This is a genomic window from Sphingomonas sp. BL-S-25 (assembly GCF_055521555.1).
In genome coordinates this window covers 2,403,115-2,424,595 of record NZ_CM145486.1, presented here as the reverse complement: position 1 = coordinate 2,424,595, position 21,481 = coordinate 2,403,115, and the positions used below count along the sequence as shown (strand labels likewise).

The 21,481-nt window shown below is 66.8% G+C and carries 17 protein-coding genes; 3 read left to right on the top strand and 14 right to left on the bottom strand.

What is annotated here, in order from left to right; genetic code table 11:
* The 7 genes from tssE to ACZ1H8_RS11630 form a co-directional block, all read right to left on the bottom strand.
* Positions 1 to 534 carry a type VI secretion system baseplate subunit TssE gene (tssE, locus tag ACZ1H8_RS11660; protein WP_465177362.1) on the bottom strand — a complete coding sequence of 178 codons (534 nt, stop codon included), beginning with the start codon at positions 532 to 534 and terminating at the stop codon, positions 1 to 3.
* Positions 535 to 539: 5 nt separating this feature from the next.
* The gene (locus tag ACZ1H8_RS11655) at positions 540 to 1,325 is read right to left on the bottom strand and encodes a type VI secretion system accessory protein TagJ (protein WP_465177361.1); all 786 of its coding nucleotides are present in this window, start codon (positions 1,323 to 1,325) and stop codon (positions 540 to 542) included.
* Positions 1,326 to 1,346: 21 nt separating this feature from the next.
* Positions 1,347 to 1,841: an Hcp family type VI secretion system effector gene (locus tag ACZ1H8_RS11650; protein ID WP_465177360.1), complete on the bottom strand. Its 495-nt coding sequence runs from the start codon at positions 1,839 to 1,841 to the stop codon at positions 1,347 to 1,349.
* A 102-nt stretch (positions 1,842 to 1,943) separates the two neighbouring features.
* Positions 1,944 to 3,434 (bottom strand): type VI secretion system contractile sheath large subunit, encoded by a 1,491-nt coding sequence (gene tssC, locus ACZ1H8_RS11645; RefSeq protein WP_465177359.1) that lies wholly within the window; start codon positions 3,432 to 3,434, stop codon positions 1,944 to 1,946.
* Between the two features lie 16 nt (positions 3,435 to 3,450).
* Positions 3,451 to 3,984, bottom strand: coding sequence for a type VI secretion system contractile sheath small subunit (gene tssB, locus ACZ1H8_RS11640; RefSeq protein ID WP_465177358.1), 534 nt, complete (start codon positions 3,982 to 3,984; stop codon positions 3,451 to 3,453).
* A gap of 65 nt (positions 3,985 to 4,049) precedes the next feature.
* The gene (locus ACZ1H8_RS11635) at positions 4,050 to 5,021 is read right to left on the bottom strand and encodes a type VI secretion system protein TssA (protein WP_465177357.1); all 972 of its coding nucleotides are present in this window, start codon (positions 5,019 to 5,021) and stop codon (positions 4,050 to 4,052) included.
* 65 nt (positions 5,022 to 5,086) lie between these two features.
* Positions 5,087 to 5,494, bottom strand: coding sequence for an OmpA family protein (locus ACZ1H8_RS11630; protein ID WP_465177356.1), 408 nt, complete (start codon positions 5,492 to 5,494; stop codon positions 5,087 to 5,089).
* Between the two features lie 485 nt (positions 5,495 to 5,979).
* On the opposite strand from ACZ1H8_RS11630, the gene ACZ1H8_RS11625 reads away from it, so the two are divergent.
* Positions 5,980 to 7,929: a type VI secretion system Vgr family protein gene (locus tag ACZ1H8_RS11625; RefSeq protein ID WP_465177355.1), complete on the top strand. Its 1,950-nt coding sequence runs from the start codon at positions 5,980 to 5,982 to the stop codon at positions 7,927 to 7,929.
* 177 nt (positions 7,930 to 8,106) lie between these two features.
* On the top strand, positions 8,107 to 9,705 hold the full coding sequence (gene tagH / locus ACZ1H8_RS11620) for a type VI secretion system-associated FHA domain protein TagH (RefSeq protein WP_465177354.1): 1,599 nt from the start codon (positions 8,107 to 8,109) through the stop codon (positions 9,703 to 9,705).
* A 2-nt stretch (positions 9,706 to 9,707) separates the two neighbouring features.
* On the opposite strand, the gene ACZ1H8_RS11615 is transcribed toward tagH, so the two are convergent.
* The 6 genes from ACZ1H8_RS11615 to tssK are packed head-to-tail and all read right to left on the bottom strand — an operon-like array spanning position 9,708 to position 19,084.
* Entirely contained in the window at positions 9,708 to 11,561 is a 1,854-nt protein-coding gene (locus ACZ1H8_RS11615; protein WP_110151840.1) for a serine/threonine-protein kinase, read from the bottom strand.
* Complete coding sequence (locus ACZ1H8_RS11610; protein WP_110151841.1) at positions 11,558 to 12,322, bottom strand: PP2C family protein-serine/threonine phosphatase; 765 nt, start codon at positions 12,320 to 12,322, stop codon at positions 11,558 to 11,560. Before ACZ1H8_RS11610 ends, ACZ1H8_RS11615 begins: the two co-directional genes overlap by 4 nt.
* The gene (gene tagF / locus ACZ1H8_RS11605; RefSeq protein WP_465177353.1) at positions 12,319 to 12,861 is read right to left on the bottom strand and encodes a type VI secretion system-associated protein TagF; all 543 of its coding nucleotides are present in this window, start codon (positions 12,859 to 12,861) and stop codon (positions 12,319 to 12,321) included. The genes ACZ1H8_RS11610 and tagF overlap by 4 nt, the downstream gene beginning before the upstream one ends.
* Positions 12,843 to 16,307 (bottom strand): type VI secretion system membrane subunit TssM, encoded by a 3,465-nt coding sequence (tssM, locus tag ACZ1H8_RS11600; protein ID WP_465177352.1) that lies wholly within the window; start codon positions 16,305 to 16,307, stop codon positions 12,843 to 12,845. Before tssM ends, tagF begins: the two co-directional genes overlap by 19 nt.
* A 12-nt stretch (positions 16,308 to 16,319) precedes the next feature.
* Positions 16,320 to 17,783, bottom strand: coding sequence for a type IVB secretion system protein IcmH/DotU (gene icmH, locus ACZ1H8_RS11595; RefSeq protein WP_465177351.1), 1,464 nt, complete (start codon positions 17,781 to 17,783; stop codon positions 16,320 to 16,322).
* Positions 17,780 to 19,084, bottom strand: coding sequence for a type VI secretion system baseplate subunit TssK (gene tssK, locus ACZ1H8_RS11590; protein WP_219997627.1), 1,305 nt, complete (start codon positions 19,082 to 19,084; stop codon positions 17,780 to 17,782). The genes icmH and tssK overlap by 4 nt, the downstream gene beginning before the upstream one ends.
* 158 nt (positions 19,085 to 19,242) lie before the next feature.
* Here tssK and ACZ1H8_RS11585 point away from each other — a divergent pair, with 158 nt between their 5' ends.
* Positions 19,243 to 20,634, top strand: a complete 1,392-nt coding sequence (locus ACZ1H8_RS11585; RefSeq protein WP_465177350.1) for a peptidoglycan DD-metalloendopeptidase family protein — start codon at positions 19,243 to 19,245, stop codon at positions 20,632 to 20,634.
* Here the strand turns inward: ACZ1H8_RS11585 and ACZ1H8_RS11580 are convergent.
* Positions 20,631 to 21,476 (bottom strand): CPBP family intramembrane glutamic endopeptidase, encoded by an 846-nt coding sequence (locus tag ACZ1H8_RS11580; protein WP_465177349.1) that lies wholly within the window; start codon positions 21,474 to 21,476, stop codon positions 20,631 to 20,633. The genes ACZ1H8_RS11585 and ACZ1H8_RS11580 overlap by 4 nt on opposite strands.
* Between the last annotated feature and the right edge of the window lie 5 nt (positions 21,477 to 21,481).

The following is a 21,481-nucleotide window of genomic DNA, read 5'->3' as shown; positions in this document are numbered from 1 at the left end:
CTACTCCCGCACGTCGACGGCGACGGTTTCGGGATCGACTTCGGTCCGGAACTTGACCGGCATCGCCTGAGCCGCCGCGGTGATATCGCCGCGGATCACGAAGGTGATCGTATTGGGCTTTTCCGGATTTTCCGCCGGCTCGACCGTCAGCGAGGATTCGGAGAGGCGCGGCTCGAACAGGCGGATCGCCTTGCGGATTTCCCGCGCGCGCTGGAGCACGGCGCGCCGGGTCAGCGTCTTGCCCGCCAGATCGGTCAGGCCATAGTTGATCACCGACGACTGGACGTGCGGATAGGGTTCGAGATCGTGCAGCGCCTCGATGTTCGTGGTGTTGAGCAGCCAGGCAAGCTCGCGCCGGATCGTCGAGCGCAGCGCCGCCTCGTTGAACCGATCGAGCTTGGGCACGGCGTAGTGGCGAAACTTCTCACGCGAGACTTCGGGCGCCTCGGAATGAATGTCGCGCAGTCCGGAAATCTCGATATCGGCGACCAGCTTGTCGAACAGGGTCGGCGTCAGCCGATGGCGCACCGCCATGGCGGTCAGCCGAAGCTCAGGTCGCGAAGCGTCAGCAGCCCGTGATCCTCGCCATTCGACAGGGTCCACAGCCGCTGTCCCGATCCGGCCTCGCCCCAGGGAGCCTCGGCCCATGAGGTTGCGCGGCCAAGCCGATCGGCGACGTCAGCTGCCGCTTCCGATCCCGGATAGCGTGCCGGAAGAAACGCCGCGACCGACTGGCCCGACTTGAAGAAAATCTGCACGGGGAACCAGATCAGGTCGCGCAGGTCACGCGGCCCCTCGCTGGTGATGCGCTCGACCGCCTCGAACGCCTGGAGCCCATATCGGCCGCCGATGATCGCCTCGAAACAGGGGCCGAAGCGGGAATCGGCATCGGCGATCCATTCGAACGCGTCGCCGTTGAACGTGCCGGGCGTGTCTCGGGCCGCCTCGAACGCGGCATCGCGCGCCTCGGCTCCGGCATTGGCATCGCCCTTGGCAAAATATTGAATCGCGTCGATGACGCCCTCGACCCAGTCTACCGCCTCATGCTGCCGCGCGCGCTCGCGCCCGGCGAACACCGCGGCGCGATCGGCCTCGGCATCGATCGCCTGCCCATAGGCTGCGGCGAGCATCTGCGCCTCGCCGGACAGTTGCGCCAGCGTCTGGAGCTGTCGCCGCGCCTTGTCCCATTCGCCCGCCGCGGACAGCAGCTGGAACAGGAACATGCGGGCCTGTTGGTTGGCCGGGTCCGTGCGGACGACCTCGACGAGCGCGGAACGCGCACCGTCGAGATCGCCCGAACGAAGCAGGCTGTCGGCATCTGCCATCGCTGCTGAACCGTCGTCGGATCAGGCAGCCACGTTCTGGCGGATGTCATAGCTGGCGGTGACCACGCCACCTTCCTTGCCGCCGCTCTTGCCCTGCGGCTGATAGTCGAAGGTCACCTTGGCGGTGTTGAACACGATCGTTTCCATGATCGAGTCGCCATGGCTCGCGCCCTGGTTGTCGACCGACGAGACGATCACGTCCTCGAGCTTGATCTTGTAGTAGGTCAGCGGATTCTGGTTATCGCCGGCCTTCTGCGAATAGATGATCACTTCCTTGATGTGCTTGCCCGAAGCGCACGCGCCGAACAGCTTCGGCGAGGATTTGTCGACTTCCTTCACGACCGAGATGTCGCGAATTTCGGCCTTACCCGAACCACCACCGGCGCCGCCGGTATGGAACGACCCGTGCTGGGCCGCCCCGAAGTTGAACGAGATAATATCGATTTCCTGCTCGTGGCCCTTCTTCTGGCTCTCACCGTCGATGCCATCGATTTTCAGGAACAGATCAACTGCCATCATCAACCTCCATAGTTACGCGGTACTTACGCACTTACGATTATCGGTATAGAATATGACATTGCGGAGACTATTCAGTCCGCAGGCGAAATGAAATCTGGATCAATTCGCCTTCGGAAGTCTAGACACCATGCTGAGCGCGATGTCCATGCCTTCCAGCTGGTAATGCGGCACAAACATGAACTTGCCCTGGTAATAACCGGGATTCTCCTCGTCCGGCGCCACCTCGACCTTGGCGTCCTTCAACGGAAGGCGAGCCTTGGTTTCTTCGCTGGAAGAATTGGGTGCACCGTCAACATATTGGAGAACCCAGTTATTCAGGTCGCGCTGCAACTGATCCGCCTCACGGCTTCCGCCAACCCAATCACGCACCATGCATTTGAGATAATGGGCGAAGCGGCAGCTCGCGAAGATGTACGGGAGGCGCGCCGACAGGTTGGCGTTGGCCGTCGCGTCGACATTCTCGTAATTCTTCGGGCGGTGCAGCGTCTGCGCACCGATGAACGTCGCCTGGTCGGTATTCTTGCGGTGGATCAGCGCGATCATGCCCGCGCTCGACAGCTCGGCCTCGCGGCGATCGGAGATCGCGATCTCGGTCGGGCACTTCTGGTCGACGCCACCCTCGTCCGTCGGGAAGGTCGCGGTCGGCAGGTCCTCGACGGTGCCGCCCGATTCCACGCCGCGGATGCGGGTGCACCAGCCATAGGTGTTGAATGCCTCGGTGATCCGCGTGCCCATCGCATAGGCCGCGTTCAGCCAGAGGTGATGATCATGCTCACCCCCGGTATCCTCCTCGAAATCGAACTCGTCGACCGGCTCGGTCTTCGCGCCATAGGCGGGACGGCCCAGGAAGCGCGGCATGGTCAGCGCCATGTAGCGGCTGTCCTCGGAATTCCGGAACGAACGCCATGCCATATATTCCTGCGCGTCGAACAGCTTGCCCAGGTCGCGCGGATTGGCGAGTTCGGTCCAGCTTTCCATGCCGAACAGCGGCGGCGCCGCGGCGGCGATGAACGGCGCGTGCGAGGCAGCGCCGATCTTGGCGAGGCCCTTCATGACTTCCAGGTTCGGAGCGGTGTGGTCGAAATAATAGTCGCAGACGAACGCGCCATAGGGCTGACCACCCAGCTGGCCGAATTCCGACTCGTACACCTTCTTGAACAGCGGGCTCTGGTCCCAGGCGGCATCGCGATACTGGCGGAACATCTTGCGACATTCCTCCTTCGAGATGTTCATCACCCGGACCTTCATGTCCTTACCGGTCGAGGTGTTCATCACCATATAGTGGAGACCGCGCCAGGCGGATTCGAGCTGCTGGAACTCGGGATGGTGGATGATCTGGTTGACCTGCTCGGTCAGCTTGCGGTCGATCGCCGCGCGCATCGCATCGACGGTGGTATAAACGTCGTCGCCGATGATCGCGGCATTCTGCAGCGCCTGCTGTGCCAGCGTCTGAACCGCTTCCTCGATCCGGTTCTTGCGGACATCGTCGGCGGGCTTGAATTCCTTCTGGAGGAGCGATGCGAAGTCGTCCGCCTGGGTCGTCTCGGCAAGAGGCTGTTCGGTCTGCCCCTGAAGTGCTTCCTGGCTCATGGTCCCTCCGTGGAATTCAAGCTTGCTCGGTCGGCTTTTCGGCCGCCGAAGCCTCGTCCTGCGGCTTGGCCGCGGACAGTGCGGAGAGCAGGTCCGGGTCCTTCAGCACCTTTTCGAGCAGGTCCTGCGCCCCTTCCTTGCCATCCATGTAGATCAGCAGGTCCTGAAGCTGCTGGCGCGCCTCGAGCAGCTTGGCGAGGGCGGGCACCTTCTTGACGATCTCGCCAGGCGAGAAATCGTTGATGTTGTTATAGGTGATATCGACGCCCAGCTTGCCTTCGCCGGTCAGGGTGTTCTGCACCGTAAAGGCGGTGCGCGGCGCGATCGCCTGCATGCGCTCGTCGAAATTATCCATGTCGAACTCGACGAAGTCGCGCTTCGTCAGATCCTTCTTCTCGACATGGCTCTTGCCCGACAGATCGGACAGAACACCCATCACGAACGGAAGCTCGATCTTCTGGCGCGCGCCATAGGTTTCGACTTCATATTCGATATGGACGCGCGGCGCCCTGTTTTCCTTGATGAAGCGCTGTCCGCTCTTAGCAACCATTGGATCCGCCTTTCGATGGCCATGCCGGCCTTGATACGAGAAACTTCAACGATGACTCTTTCGGTTCAGTAGGACGAACTTTCCTCTTCCGGTCGCGCCAGCAGGACGGATCCAGCTTCATTGACGCTTCCCGGCGCGATGTCGCGAAGGATGGCCATGAAATCCATGTTAATCCAACCCCGCACACGACGAAGCGCAACGGGTATCGGGCTAGTTGGCTCCCTGCGCGCATAATATTCTGCAATCGCATCGAGCGCGCGGCCGACATCTTCGCGGCTGTCGATCCGCCCGACCCCGCGCTGGACCTCTCCAGCCCCCGGCTCGCCACTCGCGTCGCCGGCCGCGTCAGCCGCCGCTTCGGGCTGCGCGATGTAGGGCGCGAGCGAGCGCTGGATGCTGTCGATCGCCTGATAGGTCGGCTTGAAGTCGGTACCGGTATCGGCGCCGGCATGCGCGGTCAGCGCCGCATCGGCGCGACCGATCGCCGCTTTCATCGCACCCAGCGCCGACAGCGAGTGGACCAGAGCCTCCTGCGGGGTTTCCGCCAGCGCATGACGGAACATGCCGAACCCGTCGGCGGAATCGCCATCACGCTCGAATCGCTCGAGATCCTCGGCAGTATAGTCGCCGAGCCGCGGATGCGAGATCAGGACGATGCGCTTCAGCGGCCCCAGAAAGGTACCAATCCGCGTCAGCGATTCGCAGGCACCCTTGCGGCCCTGAAAGCCATATTCCTCAAGCGAGGGGTGAAGCACGTCCCAATAGGTCTCAAGCAGCCCGGCCAGCATCTCGCAGCCGGCAACCACCGTATCGAGCTGACCCATCCGCGTACCGGCGCGCGCGAGATAGATGGCCAGCCAGACATCCTTGGTCCGCTGGCTCTGCGCCTCGATCAGCGAGACGATGCCGCGCCAGTCGACGGTGGCCGGATCGTCCTCGAACGCCTGCTCGATCTGGTGCCGCTCGGGGTGATCGAACAGATCCTCCCCGCCCGGCGCCTCGTCGGAAACAGGCGCAAGCAGCTGACCCACCTGCATCAACAAATCTTCGCTCCTGCTGGATACACGCGCAATTCCTTCACGCCACGACGAAGAGCTGGATTTCAGGAGATCAGTCGAGCCTCCACCCGGCGGTTGCGCGGGTCATAGGCATTGCGACCGGGAAGCGGCACGTTTGGCCCGAAGCCACGAATCTCGATCCGCGACCGTTCGACGCCCTGGCTCTCCAGGAACTGAGCGACCGCTTCCGCGCGGCGCCGCGACAGGTCCATGTTCAACGGCACACCGCCGCGGGCATCGGTATGCCCCTCGATCAGGAACCGCTTGTCGCGAAGCTCGGGACGCAGCAGCGACTGGGCAAAGATTCGCCCCTTGGCGACCCCGTCCGAGGTCAGCTGCGCGGAGTTGAGTTCGAACCCGATCATCAGGTCGGCGCGCGGCGCATCCGCCATGGCACGCGAGCCGCCGGCGGCGCCATAGCCCGACCGGGCTCGCGACCCGCGCGAAGCCACGGCACCGCGCGCCCCGGTTGAATAGCTGCGCGCTGCAGGACGCGGCGCCGGTCGTGCGGCAGCGGTGGCCGCCGGCTCAGCCTTGGCACGCGCCAGACGAAAACCCTTTGTCGCGGGGGCCGCACGGGTTGGCGTCACCTCTTCGGTTTGCGCAACACCATCACATTTGCCTGCGAAAGTGCAGAGATAGCCTTCAACACTGGGTTCGGGCTGGCTTTGGGCCGCCGCGGGAGTCACCAAAACAGCGCAGAAAACCGCCGCCGACGAAAGGATCGCTATACGCATACGCCCTCGTTTCCGATTCAATTCGACTCAACCAGAACGCTCCAGCCTTAAAATGGCTCCCTTCTCGCCACAAGGCTGAACAAACACAAATAAGGCGAGAAGCCTCATTCCTGCGCTTGAACCCGACGACGTGATAGGCGAAAAGCGCGTCAACTGTGAGGTCGGAGGCCGCGTTGTCAGGCACGTCGAGACTTTCGGAAATGTCTATCGATCTGGGCGATGAGAACGTCCTGCTCGAGCGAATCGATAGTCTGGAGTCGCTCAGCACTCCATTCAGCATCACCATCGATATCTTTGCCCCGCTGGAGATCGACCTTCAGCCGCATCTGGGAAAACCTTGCGGACTTAAGGTGCTGGAGGATGGCGAGCTGCTGCGCCATTTTCACGGGCTCGTCGTGTCGGGCGAATATATCGACGAGAGCCCCACCGGCCATCGCTATCGTCTCGTGCTCAAGCCCTGGAGCTTCTTCCTGGCGCAGAATCGCAACATGGCGATCTTCCAGGATCTGAACGCGAAGGACATCATCAATCAGGTGTTGCAGAACGCCGGAGTCTCCGACTTCGAGTTCAAATTGTCGGCAAGTCCGCGCCCGCGCAGCTACTGCGTGCAATATCAGGAAAGCGATTTCGCCTTCGTCTCGCGCCTGATGGAAGAGGAAGGAATGTATTATTTCTTCCAGCACAGCGCAGACAAGCATGTGATGGTGATTTGCGACTCCCCGGCATCGCACGTGTCGGGCAAGCCGCCCTCGCTGACATACTCGCCCACATCGGTCTCGGTCTTCTCGGCAGATTCGGTCGAGCGGGCCAGCGGCGGCAAGCACCATCTGCAGAGCTGGCATGAGCGCGTCAGCACCCAGGCGGGGTCGAAGGTCACGGTGCGCGACTGGGATTTTCGCGCACCCGATCGCTTCGTCGAGGCCAAGTTCGAGAGCGAGGGGCAGCACGAGCGCGACGACCGCGAAGTGTATATCTATCCCGGTCGCTTCTATCATGAATCGATCGGCACCGGAGAGATCGAGAAGCACGGGTCGGAGCGCAGCGAGACGCTGCTGAACGGCATGCGGTCGCAGCGACGGACCTTTCACGGCACCTCGCAGGCGGCTGGCCTCGAATGCGGGGCGAAGGTCGGGGTGACGCAGCATCCGGTCGGCCGGATGAACGGCGACTATATGATCACTTCGGCGCATCACAGCATCGTCGCCGAAAGCTATCGCAGCGGACCGCATAGCCGCGAGACCTCGTTCAATGTCGAGTTCGACGCGATCCCCGCCGAAACCCGCTTCCACCCGCCTCAGGTCACGCCGCGCCCGGTGGTGCAGGGCCTGGAGACGGCGGTCGTCTCCGGCCCCAGCGGCGAGGAAATCTACACGGACAAATATGGCCGGGTGAAAGTCCGCTTCCACTGGGATCGCGGCTCGACCCCGGGCGAGGCGGCGACCTGCTGGATCCGAGTGTCGCAGACGGGCGGCCTGGGCAACGTCATCCTGCCGCGCGTCGGGCATGAGGTGCTGGTCGATTTCCTGGGTGGCGATCCCGATCGTCCGGTCGTCGTCGGGCGTGTGTTCAACGCGAACCACATGCCGATCTACCCGCTGCCCGAGAACAAGACGCGGGCCTTGTGGCGGACCAAGCGTTACGGACCGCCGGGCGACTATGCCGGCGCCAAGTCACTCGACAGCGGTGCGCCCGGCGCCAACGAGATCCGCTTCGAGGACAAGGGCGGCGCCGAGGAAATCTATGTCCATGCCGAGCGCGACATGAACTCGCGCATCCGGTTGAACGAGAGCCACCATGTCGGGCTCGACCAGTCGGTGATGGTCGGAAACAACCGGACCGAGACCGTTCATAACGATGAATCGGTGACGATCGGCAACAACAAGGACCTGAAGGTCACCGGCCAGCGCCAGACGAAGATCGGCAAGGACGACATTCTCGACGTCGACCAGACGCTTCAGGTCACCGCCAAGACCAGTATCGTGCTGACCGTGGGCGAGTCTAAAATTCAGATGAAGCCCGACTCGATCCTGATCAAATCCCCCAACATCGTCATCACCGGGACTGAGACGATCACCGCCGGCTCTCCCGACACCTCGGTGGATGGTGCGACCACGCTGACGCTGACCGGCGGCCTGGTGAAGATCAACTAGGCGAACGAGGGCGGGGACGGTGTTCGGTCGATCACGCTTCCCCGCCGGGACCGGAAACCCTTTGGCCGGATCGACCGTTTGGCAGGGGGCATTTCGAACCGGTTCAGTCAGGTCCCGCATGCAACACGTTCTCTCCCGATCCCGGAATGGCAGCATGCGCGACCGTTCGGACGCGGCATGACCCTCACGCTCACGATCCTCAACGCAGGCTCGGGGCTCGACAATGGGCTGCCCGCAGAATTGGTGCTCAACCGGTCCGGCGCCCTGATCGGACGCTCCCCCAATTGCGACTGGTGCCTGCCCGACCCGCGCAATCATATCTCGTCGCGTCATTGCGAGATCCGATTCGAGGGCGATTCCTATCTGCTGAACGACATCAGCATGAATGGCACCTTCCTCAACGATCAGCCCGATCGTATGGCGCGGCCGCACCGGCTGGCGGACGGCGATGTGGTGACGATCGGCCAGTATCGGATTCGCGCTGGCCTGCGCCAGGATGGCGGCGTCGCGCAGGCCGCGCCACAAAATGGCGGCGCAGGCTCGCACTGGGACGGCTGGGGCCGCGCGCCCGCGGCGCCCCCATCCGCCCCCGCTTCCGGTTCCGGTTCCGCCGGCTGGGGTGCCCCGCCGGTCGCGCCGGCCAAGCGCGACAATGACAGCTGGGCGCCGGTCGGCGCGGGATCGCGCAGTGCCTCCGAATGGACGCCCGCTCCCGCCCCGGCGCCTGCCGCGGCGGCGTCGACCTGGGACACTCCGATGCCGCAGCAGCAATCGGCGTCGGGCTGGTCGAGCGCGGCTCCCGATCGCCCGCCCGCACCAGCGCCCAATGACATCTGGGGCCGCCTGGCAGAGGGCAATGTCGTCGACTGGTCGCGCGGCGGCTTTGGCCAGCCGATCGACGTCAACCCCGATCCGCTGGGGCTGCGCCAGCGCCCGACCGAGGAAAGCCTGGGCGTCGCCGCGCGCAGCTTCGCCGCGCCGTCCGCCCCGGCCCCGACCCCGATCGGTGCGACCGCCGCCGACAGCCATTTCGCAATGCCGCCGGTCGCGGGCCCCGACCCCGCCGCAGCGTCGGTCTGGCCATCGGAGACGCCCGCCCCTGCCGCCGCCCCAGCGGAATTTTTCCAGGCCGCGCCGCCCGTTCCGCAGGCCCCGCCACCGCCCCCTGCGGCGCCGCTGGTTCCGGACACCGCGCTGGTGGAAGCATTTCTGCGCGCGGCGGGCGTCGATCAGCGCGTCGCACAGCGCGATCCCGCCTTGGTCGAGCGTGCCGGACGGCTGTTCCACCGGCTGGTCGCCGGGCTGGTGCTGATGGTGGAAGCCCGGGCGCGGGCCAAGTCGCAGATGGGCGCCGAGTCGACCGCCTTCGAGATCGGCGGCAACAACCCGATCAAGTTCGCCCGCGCACCCGAAGACGCGATCGCAGCGTTGCTCGAGCCGCCCGCACCCGGCTTCATGGAGGCGGGCCAGGCGATCGAAAGCGCCTATTTCGACCTTCAGTCGCACCAGATCGCCACGCTGCGCGCGATGCAGGGGGCGCTGCGTGCAACGCTCGACCGCTTCTCGCCGACCGCGATTCGCCAGCGCGCGGAAAGTCGCGGCCTGCTCGCCCGCATCCTGCCCGCCGCGCGCGACGCCGCGCTGTGGCAGGCCTATGAAAAGGAGTTCGGCGGCGTCGCCGCCGGATCGGACGAGGCGTTCATGGACGTCTTCGCCAAGGAATTCCGCCGCGCCTATGACGAGCAGTCGCGCGCCGAAAAGCGCGGCGGCCGCTGACCCTATTCGCGGACCTCGTCGACGGTCTTGAACCACACCATCTGCGCCTGCCACCCCTTGGCCGCGGCTTCGGAAACGAACTTGTTGGTCCATTCGGGACCCCGCGCCCCGATTGCGGGCGCAATGAGCTTCGGATCGAACGGGCCCTTGCCGGTCAGCAGCAGCACGCCCGACCAACCGGGATGGTTGACGTCGAGCTGCATCTGATAGCTGTCGTCGCCGCGATCGGTCACGATGCGGCTCTGCTTGGCGATCGCCTTCAACTGGTCGCGCCCCAGCACGCCGGTACCGGGTCCGGCGAACTCGGGATCGATCACGCCTGATGGCTCGATCCCGATCAGCGCGAAGTCGATCTTGGGATTCTCGATGGCGAGCTGCAGCACGACATTTGCCGCCTTCTCGCCGGGATAGCCGGTCTGGGACGGATCATCGGGCTGGGTCCGCATCTCGAACACGCGCTGCGGCACCGACAATTGCCGTGAATCGGGCGCGCGGATCTGGCGATAGGTGTCGAGCGCCGCGCAGCCCGCCTGAGTGATCTGCGCCACCTCGCTGAAGTCGATGCTGGCGCCGCGGATGTTGCGCTGCGCGAGGACCTCCGAAATCTCGTTCTGCGCCGAGGATGGATTGCCTGCGACCCCGGTGAGCTTCACCGCCGGGCCCGCCTTGCTCTCGGTCACATCGACGATGCGCAGCCAGGTGCAACCCACCGAGGGGAGCGCGGCGTCGATCGCGCTGCGTGCCAGATCGGTCGGATCCTGCCCGGCCACCGGGGCCTTGCCCGGCTTGGTCTGCTCGACCGGGGTGCGCATCAGATAGAAGATGCCGGCTGTGACCACCGCCACTATGGCGGCGATCGCCAGGCCCCAGAACAGCCGTCGCCGCCCGGGTCGCGCGACGGGGAGATTCTCGGTCGCCTCCAGCCGCGCAAGCTCGGCCAGCACCTCGTCCATCGACCGCAGCCGCTCGGCAGGATCGGGCCGCAGCATCTTCGCCAGCAACGAGCGAAGCGGTTCCTCGACCGCCGACAGGTCGGGGCCGGCGCGGCGCTTGTCGACCGCGTCGACCAGCGACCCGCCCAGTTTCACATCACCGCCCTGCGCCAGCGCCAGCACGATCAGCGCCAGGCTGTAAACATCGGTCCATGGCCCGATCTCACGCCCGAAGTCGCCAAGCTGCTCGGGCGCGACATAGTTGAGCTTGCCGGCGAAGCCGTCGCCGACGATCGTCGCGGTGCCCGGATCCATCTCCTTCGCGATGCCGAAGTCGATGATCTTGGCGCGCAGCAGGTCGCCATCCTCCAGGATGACATTGTCGGGGGCGATGTCGCGGTGGATCGCGCCCAGCTTGTGCGCGGCATCCAGGCCAGAGGCGAGCCGGCGAAGGAACGCCGCCAACTCGCCCTGGCTCGGATGCATCTTGCCGAGGACGGTGGACAGGTTCACCCCGTCGATGAACTCGGTGACGATATAGAGGACGCCAAGCTGGGGCTCCTGCGCCAGCACGCGGTAATGGACGAGCGCGTCGTGACGCAGCCGGGTGAGCGTGCGGGCTTCCTTGCGGAACATCGAGATGACATTCTCGTCCGCGGCCAGCGCGGGCAGCATCACCTTGATCGCGACGCGTTCGTCGGCGTTGACGTTCACGCCCTCGAACACCTCGCCCATGCCGCCGCGGGCGATGAAGCGCTTCACCTCGAAAATATGATTGAGCACGTCGCCGACCTGGATGCCCTTGGCGTCGCTGCGCATCACCGGCCCGGGAAGGCCGGTCGCGGCGGGCTGGAACTCGGTCGCTGCGTCGCCGCCCGCCATGAAGATGGTTCTGGGTTCGTCGGGCTTGTCGTCGCCGTTCATTGCATCGCCGCTCCCGAACCGCTCAGCGTCAATGCCGTCGCCGCGCTGACCCCGACCAGGATCGCGGTGACATTGTCGGGCGCGCCGCGCTCCAGGGTGGTCGCGATCATCCGGTCGAGCGTCTCCTGGCTGGCACGGTCACTCAGCATCACCGCAAGATCATCGTCCGAAAGCCGCGCGGTCAAGCCGTCACTGCACAGCAGGAAGACGTCGCCCGGCTCGGCATCGTCGGCGATCACGTCGATTTCCAGCCCGGACTGCACCCCGACCGCGCGGGCGAGCACATGCCCCATCGGATGGCCGGCCGCTTCCTCGGGTGTGATCAGCCCATTGTCGACCATCGCCTGGACCTGGCTATGGTCGCGGGTCAGCTGGTGCAGCGTTCCGTCGCGCAGCACATAGCCGCGGCTGTCGCCGACCCAGAACAGCGCGAACCGGCCGTGGTTCAGATAGAGGACGACCACGGTCGACCCCATCCGCACGCCGCGCGACTGCGCCTCGGCAAAGATGGCGGCGTTGGCCTGGTGCACCGCATCGGCGATCGCGGTGCAGGCTTCGTCAAAGTCGTCGGGCACGACCAGCCGCTCGAGCGCCTCGATGATCCGCGCCGATGCCCATTCGCCATTTTCATGCCCGCCCATCCCGTCGGCCACCGCCCACAGGCAGCGCTCGGGGCGCAGGCACAGGCTGTCCTCATTATTCGTGCGCTTGCAGCCGACATGGGTGCCGCCGACGCTGTCGAGGCGAAGCGGTGCGATCATGCCTGTTCCTCCGATGCCAGCATCGCGCGGAACAGGTGCCGCGGACGCTCGCCCTGAAGTGTCGAGGGAGGAAAATCGATCCCGCCTTCGGTCCACCACCGGGCGCCGATTGGCGCAGCCTCGCCCCGGTCGGGCGCAATCGCCCCCGCCGCCCCGGTCAGTCGGTCGGCATCCCAGCCTTCATCGAATGCCTGGTACAGCAAGGCCTCGCATGCCGAGGCCGCTGCCTCGGCCGCCTCTTCCTCGATACCGGCGAGCGCCAGCCACAGCGGGAATCGTCGCCCCGCCCGATCGATCGACGGCGCCAGCGCCCCCGCGACCCAGGCGTCGCCATCGGGAAGCGCGAATCTCCAGGGCGGCGCATGATCGTACAGCGCATCGAACCGCTCCCCCAGTCGGTTGCGCGCATCGGCGATGCTGGCCGACAGCCACGCATCGAGCGCATCGCGTTCGGACATCGCCATGCCGCGCATGACGAAGTCGCCATGGCTCGGCAGCTTGCCGAACAGGCGGACCGCGCTCACAGCGCCGATGGGCACCGGAACGACCAGAGATCGCCGCGGCTGAACGGATTGCGCTGCGACGGCAGCCGCACCGCCAGCGTCACGCTGAGCGCGCCTTCGCCGAAGCGGGCGCGGATCGCCTGGGCGCCGGCATTTTCCTTGTCCGCCTTGCCCATCAGCCGGAACAGCGCCCAAGGACCCTCGGCCTCGAACCGGCGCAATTCCTTGCCGTCCGCCTGGAACAGAACGACCGATGCCTCGGGCAAGCCGCCCGACACCGACCAGAGCAGCGGACGAGGCGTGTTATTGGTCGCGTCGAACTTGTAACTCGATCCGCCGCTCGACACCTCGACCGAACTGACCCCGGGGCCGAAAGCAGCAACCGACACCTTGATCGGCAGGCCGCCGGCCAGCAGGTCGCGGATCTGCGCCGCCTTGGCCAGTTGCTCCGGCGTCGACGGGTCCAGCGTGGCGGCGACCGGATCGTCCGACTTCCAGCGCCACACCGGGCCGCTGGTGTCGATCAACGGCTTCAGCCGCTGCTGGACGAACGCATCGATCGTGCCGCCCATGCCGAACACCCGCAGCATATCAACCGCCGGCGCATCCGCGTCGGCCGCTCCGAAAAAAGGGAACCGCTCCTGGGCAACCTCCTGACAGGCAGGAAGCACGCTCTGGGCATAGGCTTCCGACACCGCGCCCTTGGCGGCGCTCAGCTGGGCTTCGGACCCGCCGCCGGTCGCGGCCTTCACGAAGCCCTGGAGCTGCGGCGGCGCCCCAGCCGCGGCTGCTTTCACCGAAGCCATGGCGGTCGCCATCTGTGCCTGGGTGGCGTCCGATCCGCCGCCCCCGCCGACCGAACGGGCTGCCATCACCGCCTGGCCCGCTTCCTTCAGCGCGGCGACGAACTCGTCGATCGGCGCGGTGCTTTTCCCGTCGCCGACATAGTCGTGGATCGGCTGGAAATAGCCCGAGATCTCGCTCCCGGCGTCCAGGCCCGCCGCGCGTCCGTCGGTGGCGTCGCGCGCATAGCGCCCGATCCGCGAGCGGTTGATCCGATCCTGAACCATGCGATTGCCGATCGCGCGCGCGCCGCCCTTGAAGCTGGTGTTCTTGCGCAGCTCCATCAGCACGCGCTTGAGCGGCGACGGGCTCTTGGTCACCGCGCCGAACGCCGCCGGATCGCGGAAATAATCGCCCGGCTTCATTGCCGCGATCACGCCCTCCCAGGCCGCGATATAATCCTTGGCATACAGCCCGGCGACGCCGGGGCGAATGTTGCTCATCTCCTCGCGGACGCCGCCGGTGTCGGCATCGCCGCCCATCACCCACAGGTCGCGCTTCAGATCCTCCTGAACCGTGGCGAGTCCCAGCGTGTAGCTTTTCTCGAACCCTTCGCGGGTGAAGAAATAGGGCACGCGGACCGACAGCACCTTGTCGCGATTGGCGAAGGCCAGCGCATCCCCCTGCGACAGGACATTCGCCGCCTCCCAGTCGGGGCCGGCGGTCGCCGCCTTCTGCTTCATCACCGCATAGGCGCGGTCGGCCAGCGACAGCGTGCCGATCGCGCCGCGGGCCGAGGCCACCAGCGCGCCGTCCAGCGGCGGCTTGCGATTGGCCCAGACGCTGGCGAGGTTGCGGTCCTCGAGCAGCGCCGCAAGATGCTGGGCCAGCCGTCCGCGTTCTGCCGCGCTGTCCGCGCCTGGGTAAACCTCGGTCGCCCAGTCGTTCGTCACCCAGCGCTGGACCAGCTTGGCATCCATCGGTCCCTGCTGCCCAAGCATCAGATAGACTTTCAGCGGGTCGTAGAGCGCCATCGCATCGCCACCATGGCCCCGCATATAATCCTCGAGCCGCAGCATCAGCCGCGGCAGCATGATCCGCCGCAATGCCTCGCGATAGCTTTCCTCCGCCTCCTGGCTGAGGCTGCTCTGATACAGGCCGAAGGTCCACATCAGCGGCGGTCCGCCCTGCTTGCGCGCGGTATAGCCGCGCGGCAGCGTGCGCAGCGTGTCGAGCGCGGGCAGTGCCGCGCGCAGGTCGCCGTCGCTGGCGCGGACCTGCTTCATGTCGATGCCGGCCTCGCGCAATTGCCCGCGCGCCACCTCGATCCGCGCGAGCAGGTCGGCCTGGAAGCTGCGGTTGTTGGCGAAGCTCACGCCCCACAGCGCGAACACCGCCAGCACCGCCAGCCCGATCGCCGCCAGCCCGCCGATCAGCCGCGTGCGCTGCCGCACCCGGGCGGCGCGATCCATCGAGACCAGTCCCGACTCGCCGAACATGACGTCGCCCAGCAGGCGATTGAGGAAATAGGCGCGACCCGACCCCGCCCGGCCGCCGGCACTTTCCACCGGCCGGTCATAGATATCGGCCATCCCGGCCAGAATGCGGTCTAGCGGTGCACCCTGCTGGACGCCGCTGGTGAAGTAGAAGCCGCGCAAGATGCCATTGGCCTCGTCGCCTGCGGTGAACGCGCCCTCGACGAACCGCACGAGGCGCGACCGCAGCGACTGGAACTGTGCCGGGAAACCCAGCAACAATGCACGGCGCAGCGGATCGACTTCCTCGAACAGCCGCTTGGCTTGGCGATCGGCCACCGCCTGCGCGCTGGCATCGAAGGCGCGGGCTGCCATTTCCGAGGTCGGCCGCCCCTCGCCATGGGTGAAGCTGTGCCCGAGCACCGCGCGACGCCCCTCGACGTCGAGATCCTCGAAATATTCGACGAAACCGGCCAGCAGATCGGCCTTGGTGAGCAGCAGATAGACCGGCGCGCTGATCTCCAGCGTCTTGCGCAGTTCGGTCAGCCGGCGACGCACCGCTGCGGCATTGGCATCGATCCGGGCGCAGTCGGAGGCGAGCAATTCGTCCACGCCGATCGCGATGATGACGCCGTTGACCGGCTGAAGCGGGCGATGCTTGCGCAGCAGCGACAGGAACGAGGCCCAGCCGCGCGAATCGACATGCTGATCCGAATCCTGCGTCGTGTAGCGACCGGCCGTATCGACCAGCACTGCTTCGTCGGCGAACCAGAAGTCCAGGTTGCGGGTACCGCCGACGCCGCGCACCGCGCTGTCGCCGAACGGGAAACGAAGTCCCGAATTGAGCAACGCGGTGGTCTTCCCTGCACCGGGCGGGCCGATGATGACGTACCAGGGTCGCGTATAGAGATAGTTGCGGCGCTTGCCCGACGCCGATTTCAGCTGCGCGACCGCGCTGCGCATCCGTTCGCCCAGCGCGCGGCTTTCCTCGTCGCCCGGATCCGGCGCGATCTCCGCCGCCAGCGCGTCCGCCGCCTTCTTCGCCTTGCGATAGCGCAGATAGGCGAACAGCCCCCAGATCGCCGCGACCACCAGCACGCAGGTGATTCGGATCCACAGCGGCCGCAGGAACGCGACGAACAGCGGCAGCCCCAGCGCCAGCAGCAGGGCCACCAGCAGCGCGCAGGTGATGGTGACGAACCACCAGTTTTTCAGCACACGCATCCCGGACCCCTGTCAGTAACGCCGTGGCACGATGATCTCGACGCGCCGGTTCTTCGACTTGCCGTCCGCCGTGCCGTTCGATGCGATCGGCACCGTCTCGCCCATGCCCTTGATCGTCACCCGGCCCGCATCGCTCAGCGTCGCGCGGATGATGTCGCCGACGGTCTTCGCCCGCGCCTCGGACAGCGCCATATTGTCGGGGAAGCTCAGCGACGCGACGCGGTCGCTATCGGCATGGCCCTCGATCAGCACGCCGCCTTTCTCGCGCTCGATCGCCTCGCCGATCCGCCGGAACAGCGCTTCGCGGCCGGGCTCCAGTTGATCCGATCCGGAGCGGAACAGCTGCCCGACGGTGGTGCGCACGCGCACGGTCTGGGCATCCTCCTCCACCGTCACCAGCCCTTCGCGAATCTCGGGCTCGAGGAATTTCTTGAGCGCCGATGCCTGCGCGCTGTCGCCGGTCGCCATCGCCGCACCCGGCCGCGACAGCGTCAGCCGGTCCTCGGGCGCGACGCCCGACAATGCGGTCGACGGCGCCTCCGCCCCCGACATCAGCACCAGCCGCAGCACGATATAGACCAGCAGCAGCAGGACCGCGGCCGCCGCCGCGCCCAGCGCCAGCAGGTTCCACATGCCCATCCGCCGCAAGGGGGCCGCCTCGCCGCGCCAATGCGGCGACAATTCGGTGCCGGAGAGGCCGCGGACATGGTCCAGCCCGCCCTGCAGCTGCGACATGATCTCGTGCAGCCGCCGCCGGCCGTCGGGCATCACCCGGAACCGCCCCTCGAACCCCGCCGCCAGGCAGGCGTGATACAGCTCGATGATGTCGCGATTGTCGGCCGGCGCGCGCAGCATGTCCTCGGTCAGCTGCCAGAACCGGTCGCCGCCGATATTCTCCTGAAAGAACTGGACGACCATCGATCGCCGCGCCCATTCGGCGCCGTCGGTCCCGACATTGGGCAGGTTCTGCGCGATGTCGTCGATCGTCGCGCACACGGCATATTTGGCGCGTTGCCGCACTTCCTCGCGGTAATGCGGCGCGATCGCCCGGTCGAAGGCAGCGATCAGCTGGGTCGCCTCGCGGTGGAATTGCGGCAACGGCGCGCGCACCCGCCCGGCGCGCATGCCGGCGGCCAGCGCCAGCACCGGCGCCGCCTCGGTCAGCATGATGTTGCGCACCTGCCGCTCGGTGGCGGGGCGCGGCACATCGTCCTCGGCGAGCCGCGAGGGATCGAAGCGCACACCCTGCTGCGCCGGGCCGACCCGCGACAGCGGCGGCGGCGCGTCATAGCCCTGGTTGCCGCCGGTCGCCGGCTGCGGCGATCCGCCGGGGATGCCGAAATCGGACGCGGGCGTCGGCGTGCCCCAACCGGCGCCACCCTGCGACTGGCCACCGCCGCCGCGGTCGCGCAGCCCCTGCAACGGCGAGGGGCGGAACACGGTGCGGTTCGCGCCGTCGTCGCCCTCGTTGCTCATCGCCCTGCCCTCTTCACGCACCAGAGTTCGAGCTGGAGCTGCGGCCAGTCGCCGGCGACATGCAGGCCCAGCGCCGGCGCGGAGGCGAAGTCGCGCCAGTCGGCGACGCCGCGATCCAGCTCGAAATAGACATAGCCCGGCAGCACGCGGATCTGCGGCGGCGGGGTCGGCGTGTGGCGGAGCGGTACGCCCTGCAGCGCGCTGTCGACGATCTGGCGCATCTTCTGGATCGCGCCGATCTTGGCGACCGACGGAAACAGGCCGCGGATCTCGTCGAGCGGCGCGGCGGCCGCGACCGCCAGATAGAAATAGCCATGCTGGTACAGGCCATGGTCGGTGATCTTCGACACATAGGCCCCGGGCCCGGCATTCTCGAGCGGCAGCTGCACTGCCGACCGGTCGAACACCGCGGCCAGCATCGACTGGAGCAGGTCGATCACCGGATCGAAACAGGTCTGCGGATTTTCGTGATCGTACAGCGGCAGCGGCGGCGGCTTGCGTTCGGGCCGGATCATCGTCGCAATCTCGCCCGCCATCCCGATCAGCGTCTCGTACAGCCGTTCGGGATGGACCATCGGCAGCCGGTCGCTGTGCTGCAGCACCGGCACCCAGCGGTTGAGCGACTGGAGCAGCAGGAAGCTGGCAAAGGTCTCCGCACCACCATCGGTCGCCTCGACCGCGCGCAGCGCCAGTTCCTCGGCGCGCTGCTCGGCGCGGCCCAGGATATCGCTTACCGCCCCGCGCAGCCGCGCCGCCGCATTCTTGTCCAGCGTCGGCGGGATATAGCGGTCGTCGAACATCAGCCGGCGATTATGCACCTCGCGCACCCGCGCGACGCCCAGAGTCACCCGGCCGTAAATCTGGTCGCGGGTGATGCCGAAGCGCAGGTTCGGCCGGCCATAGTCGATCGGCTCGGTCGTTCGGTCGTCGGAAAAGGCGTCGGCGGTCTCGCGCTCGTCGACCAGGAAACGGGCATCGGCCGCATTGCTCTCGACATCGCGAAATTCGGTCGCGCCGCTCTGCCGCGCGGGGACGGTGAGATAGAGGATCGAATCGCGCGCCTCGGCCGGCACGTCGAGCGGTTCGGGCGGCGGCATGTCGTCGGGGATCGAAAAGGGCGTGCCGTCGGGCAGTACGCCCGCCGCGCGCGTCACGCCGAACTTGCCGAGGCTTGCCAGATCCTCGTCGATGACGAGTTCGGTGAACCCCCAGGGCCAGGGACAGACGCTGTCAACCCGCGCCCGCACCAGAGCATCGATGAACCGGTCCTGCGCCTGGAAATGTTGGGGGCGCAGAAACATCCCTTCGCGCCAGGCCACTCGGTTGTTCCCGGCCATCAGCTTCCTACTCCTGAGACGCTAACCTGTTTAAGCACAGCTTCCGAATTCGATAAAGCAAGGTTACTGCGGGTCGGACGGCCGCGCAGCGGCTTTTTGTGCAAGTCTGAAGGCCACCGCGCATGAACGATCGTGACGAGACTTCGTTCGACCCGCGCACCTGGGTACCGGCACCCCCGGCCGTCCCGCAGCCGCCGCGCGCCGATCGCACCGTGGCGCCCGAGCGCACGCGGCCGCCCGCGTCGCCCGCCGCACCCGCCCGGCACGGTCCTGCCCGACGCAACCCGTTGCTGCTCGCGCTCGGCGCGGGCGCCTTGCTCTATCTGGCGGGTGCTGGCGTCGCCTATGTCGATCGCGACGCCACGCCTGCGCCGGTCGCCGCACTGCCGGAGGTCCAGCCGGCCGGCGATGCCAAGGGCTATACGAGCCGGCGCACTCTGGTTCTGGCCAGCGCTGACGAGCTTGAGGAGGCGCTGACCTCCGCGGGCATCGCCGCTGCCGAAGCCGGGGACGCCGCCGGTCAGGTACGCGCCGCACTGGGCAAGGGCGCGGGGGAGGTCCGGCTGACCTTCGACCTGCGCACCAGTGGCGATCAGGCGACACTGACCGCGCTCGAGGCGACCCGCGCCGACGGGGCGGGGCTGGTGCTTCAGCGCACAGAGGATGGCAGCTTCGACAGCCGCAAGCTCTCCGCCGAACTGAAGTCCCGCGTGACGGTCGTCCGCGGCGAGATCGACAGCAAGAGCTTCTACAGCTCGGCGGTCTCGGCCGGCGTGATCGACAGCCTGATCAGCGATTTCGCCAATGCCTTCAGCTTCGATTTCGACATGCAGCGCGAGGTCGCGCCGGGCGATATTTTCGAGGTCGCGTTCGAGCGCAGCTACAACCCGGCGGGCGAGCCGGTGGGTGTGCCGCGGCTGGTCTATGTCTCGCTGCAGACCGCGACCAAGTCGCGCGCGCTCTATCGCTTCGTGCCCCCCGGCGAGCGCGAGGCCGGTTGGTTCGACGGCAATGGCTACAGCACCGTACGTGCGCTGATGCGCACCCCGGTCGATTCGGCGCGCATCACCTCGCAATTCGGCATGCGGACGCACCCGATCCTCGGCTATCAAAAGATGCACCGCGGCACCGACTTCGCCGCGCCGACGGGCACGCCCATCTATGCCTCGGGCAGCGCGACGGTCGAGTTTGCCGGAATGAAGGGCGCCAACGGCAATTTCGTCCGGCTGCGCCACGACAATGGCTGGGAGACGCTGTACCTGCACATGAACCGCATCCTTCCCGGCGTGGAGGCCGGCGCGCATGTGTCGCAGGGACAGCAGATCGGCGAGATCGGCACGACCGGCCGCTCCACCGGTCCGCATCTCCATTATGAGGTCCATATCGATGGCCAGCCCGTCGATCCGCTCAGCATCGAGACAGGAACCGGCAAGTCGCTGACTGGATCCGCGCTGACCGCATTCCGCAAGGAACGCGACCGGATCGATGCGAAGCGGGCAGCCGGCGGAGTCTAGGCACGGGCGGACTCCGCCGTTCCCCGCGCGGCGATCAGCAGCGGCACCAGCACCACCAGCAACGCCATCGTCATGCCGATGCTGGCGTTCAGCCCCTCGCCCGATCCGCCCCAGCGCGCCGCGCCCGACAGGTCGAGGTCGAAGATCGATCCGAACGGCCCCACGCCCGGATTGGGATCCAGGCCGAAGACCAGCTGTTCGGTAGCGTTCCACGCGAAATGGGCCGCGATCGGCGCGACGATCCCGCCGGTTCTCGCCGCCAGCAGGCCGAACAGGATTCCACCCAGCAGCAGGTTGATCAGCGACACCGCCGACAGCGCCCCGCCCAGCAGGTGCAGCGCCGCGAACAGCACCGAGACGATACCGATCGCCGCCGGTGCGCCCCAGGCGCGGGCGATCACCGGCTGCAACCAGCCGCGAAAATACAGCTCCTCGCCCGTGACCTGCATCAGGACGACTAGTGCGCCGCCCAGGATCGGCAGCGTCGATGCCTGGCCGGCTCCGCTGTGGACCAGGCCGGCGATCGCGGAATAGCTGATCGCGATTCCGATGCCCGCCAGCCCGCTCGCCGCGCCGATCGCCAAGGCTCGCCCCGGCGCGCGACCCGGCGTCGCCGTGGCGATCCCGGACATCCGGCCCGCCAGCAGCGCGAGCAAACCCATGATCCCGAAGATCGCGACGACGAACAGTGCCTCGGCCGCCGCCTCGCTGGCCCCCTGTCCCAGGACCGGCAGCATATGGCGCTCGACCAGTCCCGGCCCCAGGCCGAGCAGGGCCGCCATCACGCCGCCGCCCAGGACGAGCGAGGCGCCGGCCGCGACGCCGGGATGGGTGCTGGGCATCGCGC

Coding starts and splice junctions, on each gene's coding strand:
- tssE (WP_465177362.1), bottom strand. CDS start 534: ATGGCGGTGCGCCATCGGCTGACGCCGACCCTGTTCGACAAGCTGGTC.
- tssC (WP_465177359.1), bottom strand. CDS start 3,434: ATGAGCCAGGAAGCACTTCAGGGGCAGACCGAACAGCCTCTTGCCGAG.
- ACZ1H8_RS11615 (WP_110151840.1), bottom strand. CDS start 11,561: ATGAACGGCGACGACAAGCCCGACGAACCCAGAACCATCTTCATGGCG.
- tssM (WP_465177352.1), bottom strand. CDS start 16,307: ATGCGTGTGCTGAAAAACTGGTGGTTCGTCACCATCACCTGCGCGCTG.
- ACZ1H8_RS11610 (WP_110151841.1), bottom strand. CDS start 12,322: ATGATCGCACCGCTTCGCCTCGACAGCGTCGGCGGCACCCATGTCGGC.
- tssK (WP_219997627.1), bottom strand. CDS start 19,084: ATGTTTCTGCGCCCCCAACATTTCCAGGCGCAGGACCGGTTCATCGAT.
- ACZ1H8_RS11580 (WP_465177349.1), bottom strand. CDS start 21,476: ATGCCCAGCACCCATCCCGGCGTCGCGGCCGGCGCCTCGCTCGTCCTG.
- tssB (WP_465177358.1), bottom strand. CDS start 3,984: ATGGTTGCTAAGAGCGGACAGCGCTTCATCAAGGAAAACAGGGCGCCG.
- ACZ1H8_RS11625 (WP_465177355.1), top strand. CDS start 5,980: ATGTCTATCGATCTGGGCGATGAGAACGTCCTGCTCGAGCGAATCGAT.
- ACZ1H8_RS11650 (WP_465177360.1), bottom strand. CDS start 1,841: ATGGCAGTTGATCTGTTCCTGAAAATCGATGGCATCGACGGTGAGAGC.
- ACZ1H8_RS11635 (WP_465177357.1), bottom strand. CDS start 5,021: ATGCAGGTGGGTCAGCTGCTTGCGCCTGTTTCCGACGAGGCGCCGGGC.
- tagH (WP_465177354.1), top strand. CDS start 8,107: ATGACCCTCACGCTCACGATCCTCAACGCAGGCTCGGGGCTCGACAAT.
- ACZ1H8_RS11585 (WP_465177350.1), top strand. CDS start 19,243: ATGAACGATCGTGACGAGACTTCGTTCGACCCGCGCACCTGGGTACCG.
- ACZ1H8_RS11655 (WP_465177361.1), bottom strand. CDS start 1,325: ATGGCAGATGCCGACAGCCTGCTTCGTTCGGGCGATCTCGACGGTGCG.
- icmH (WP_465177351.1), bottom strand. CDS start 17,783: ATGAGCAACGAGGGCGACGACGGCGCGAACCGCACCGTGTTCCGCCCC.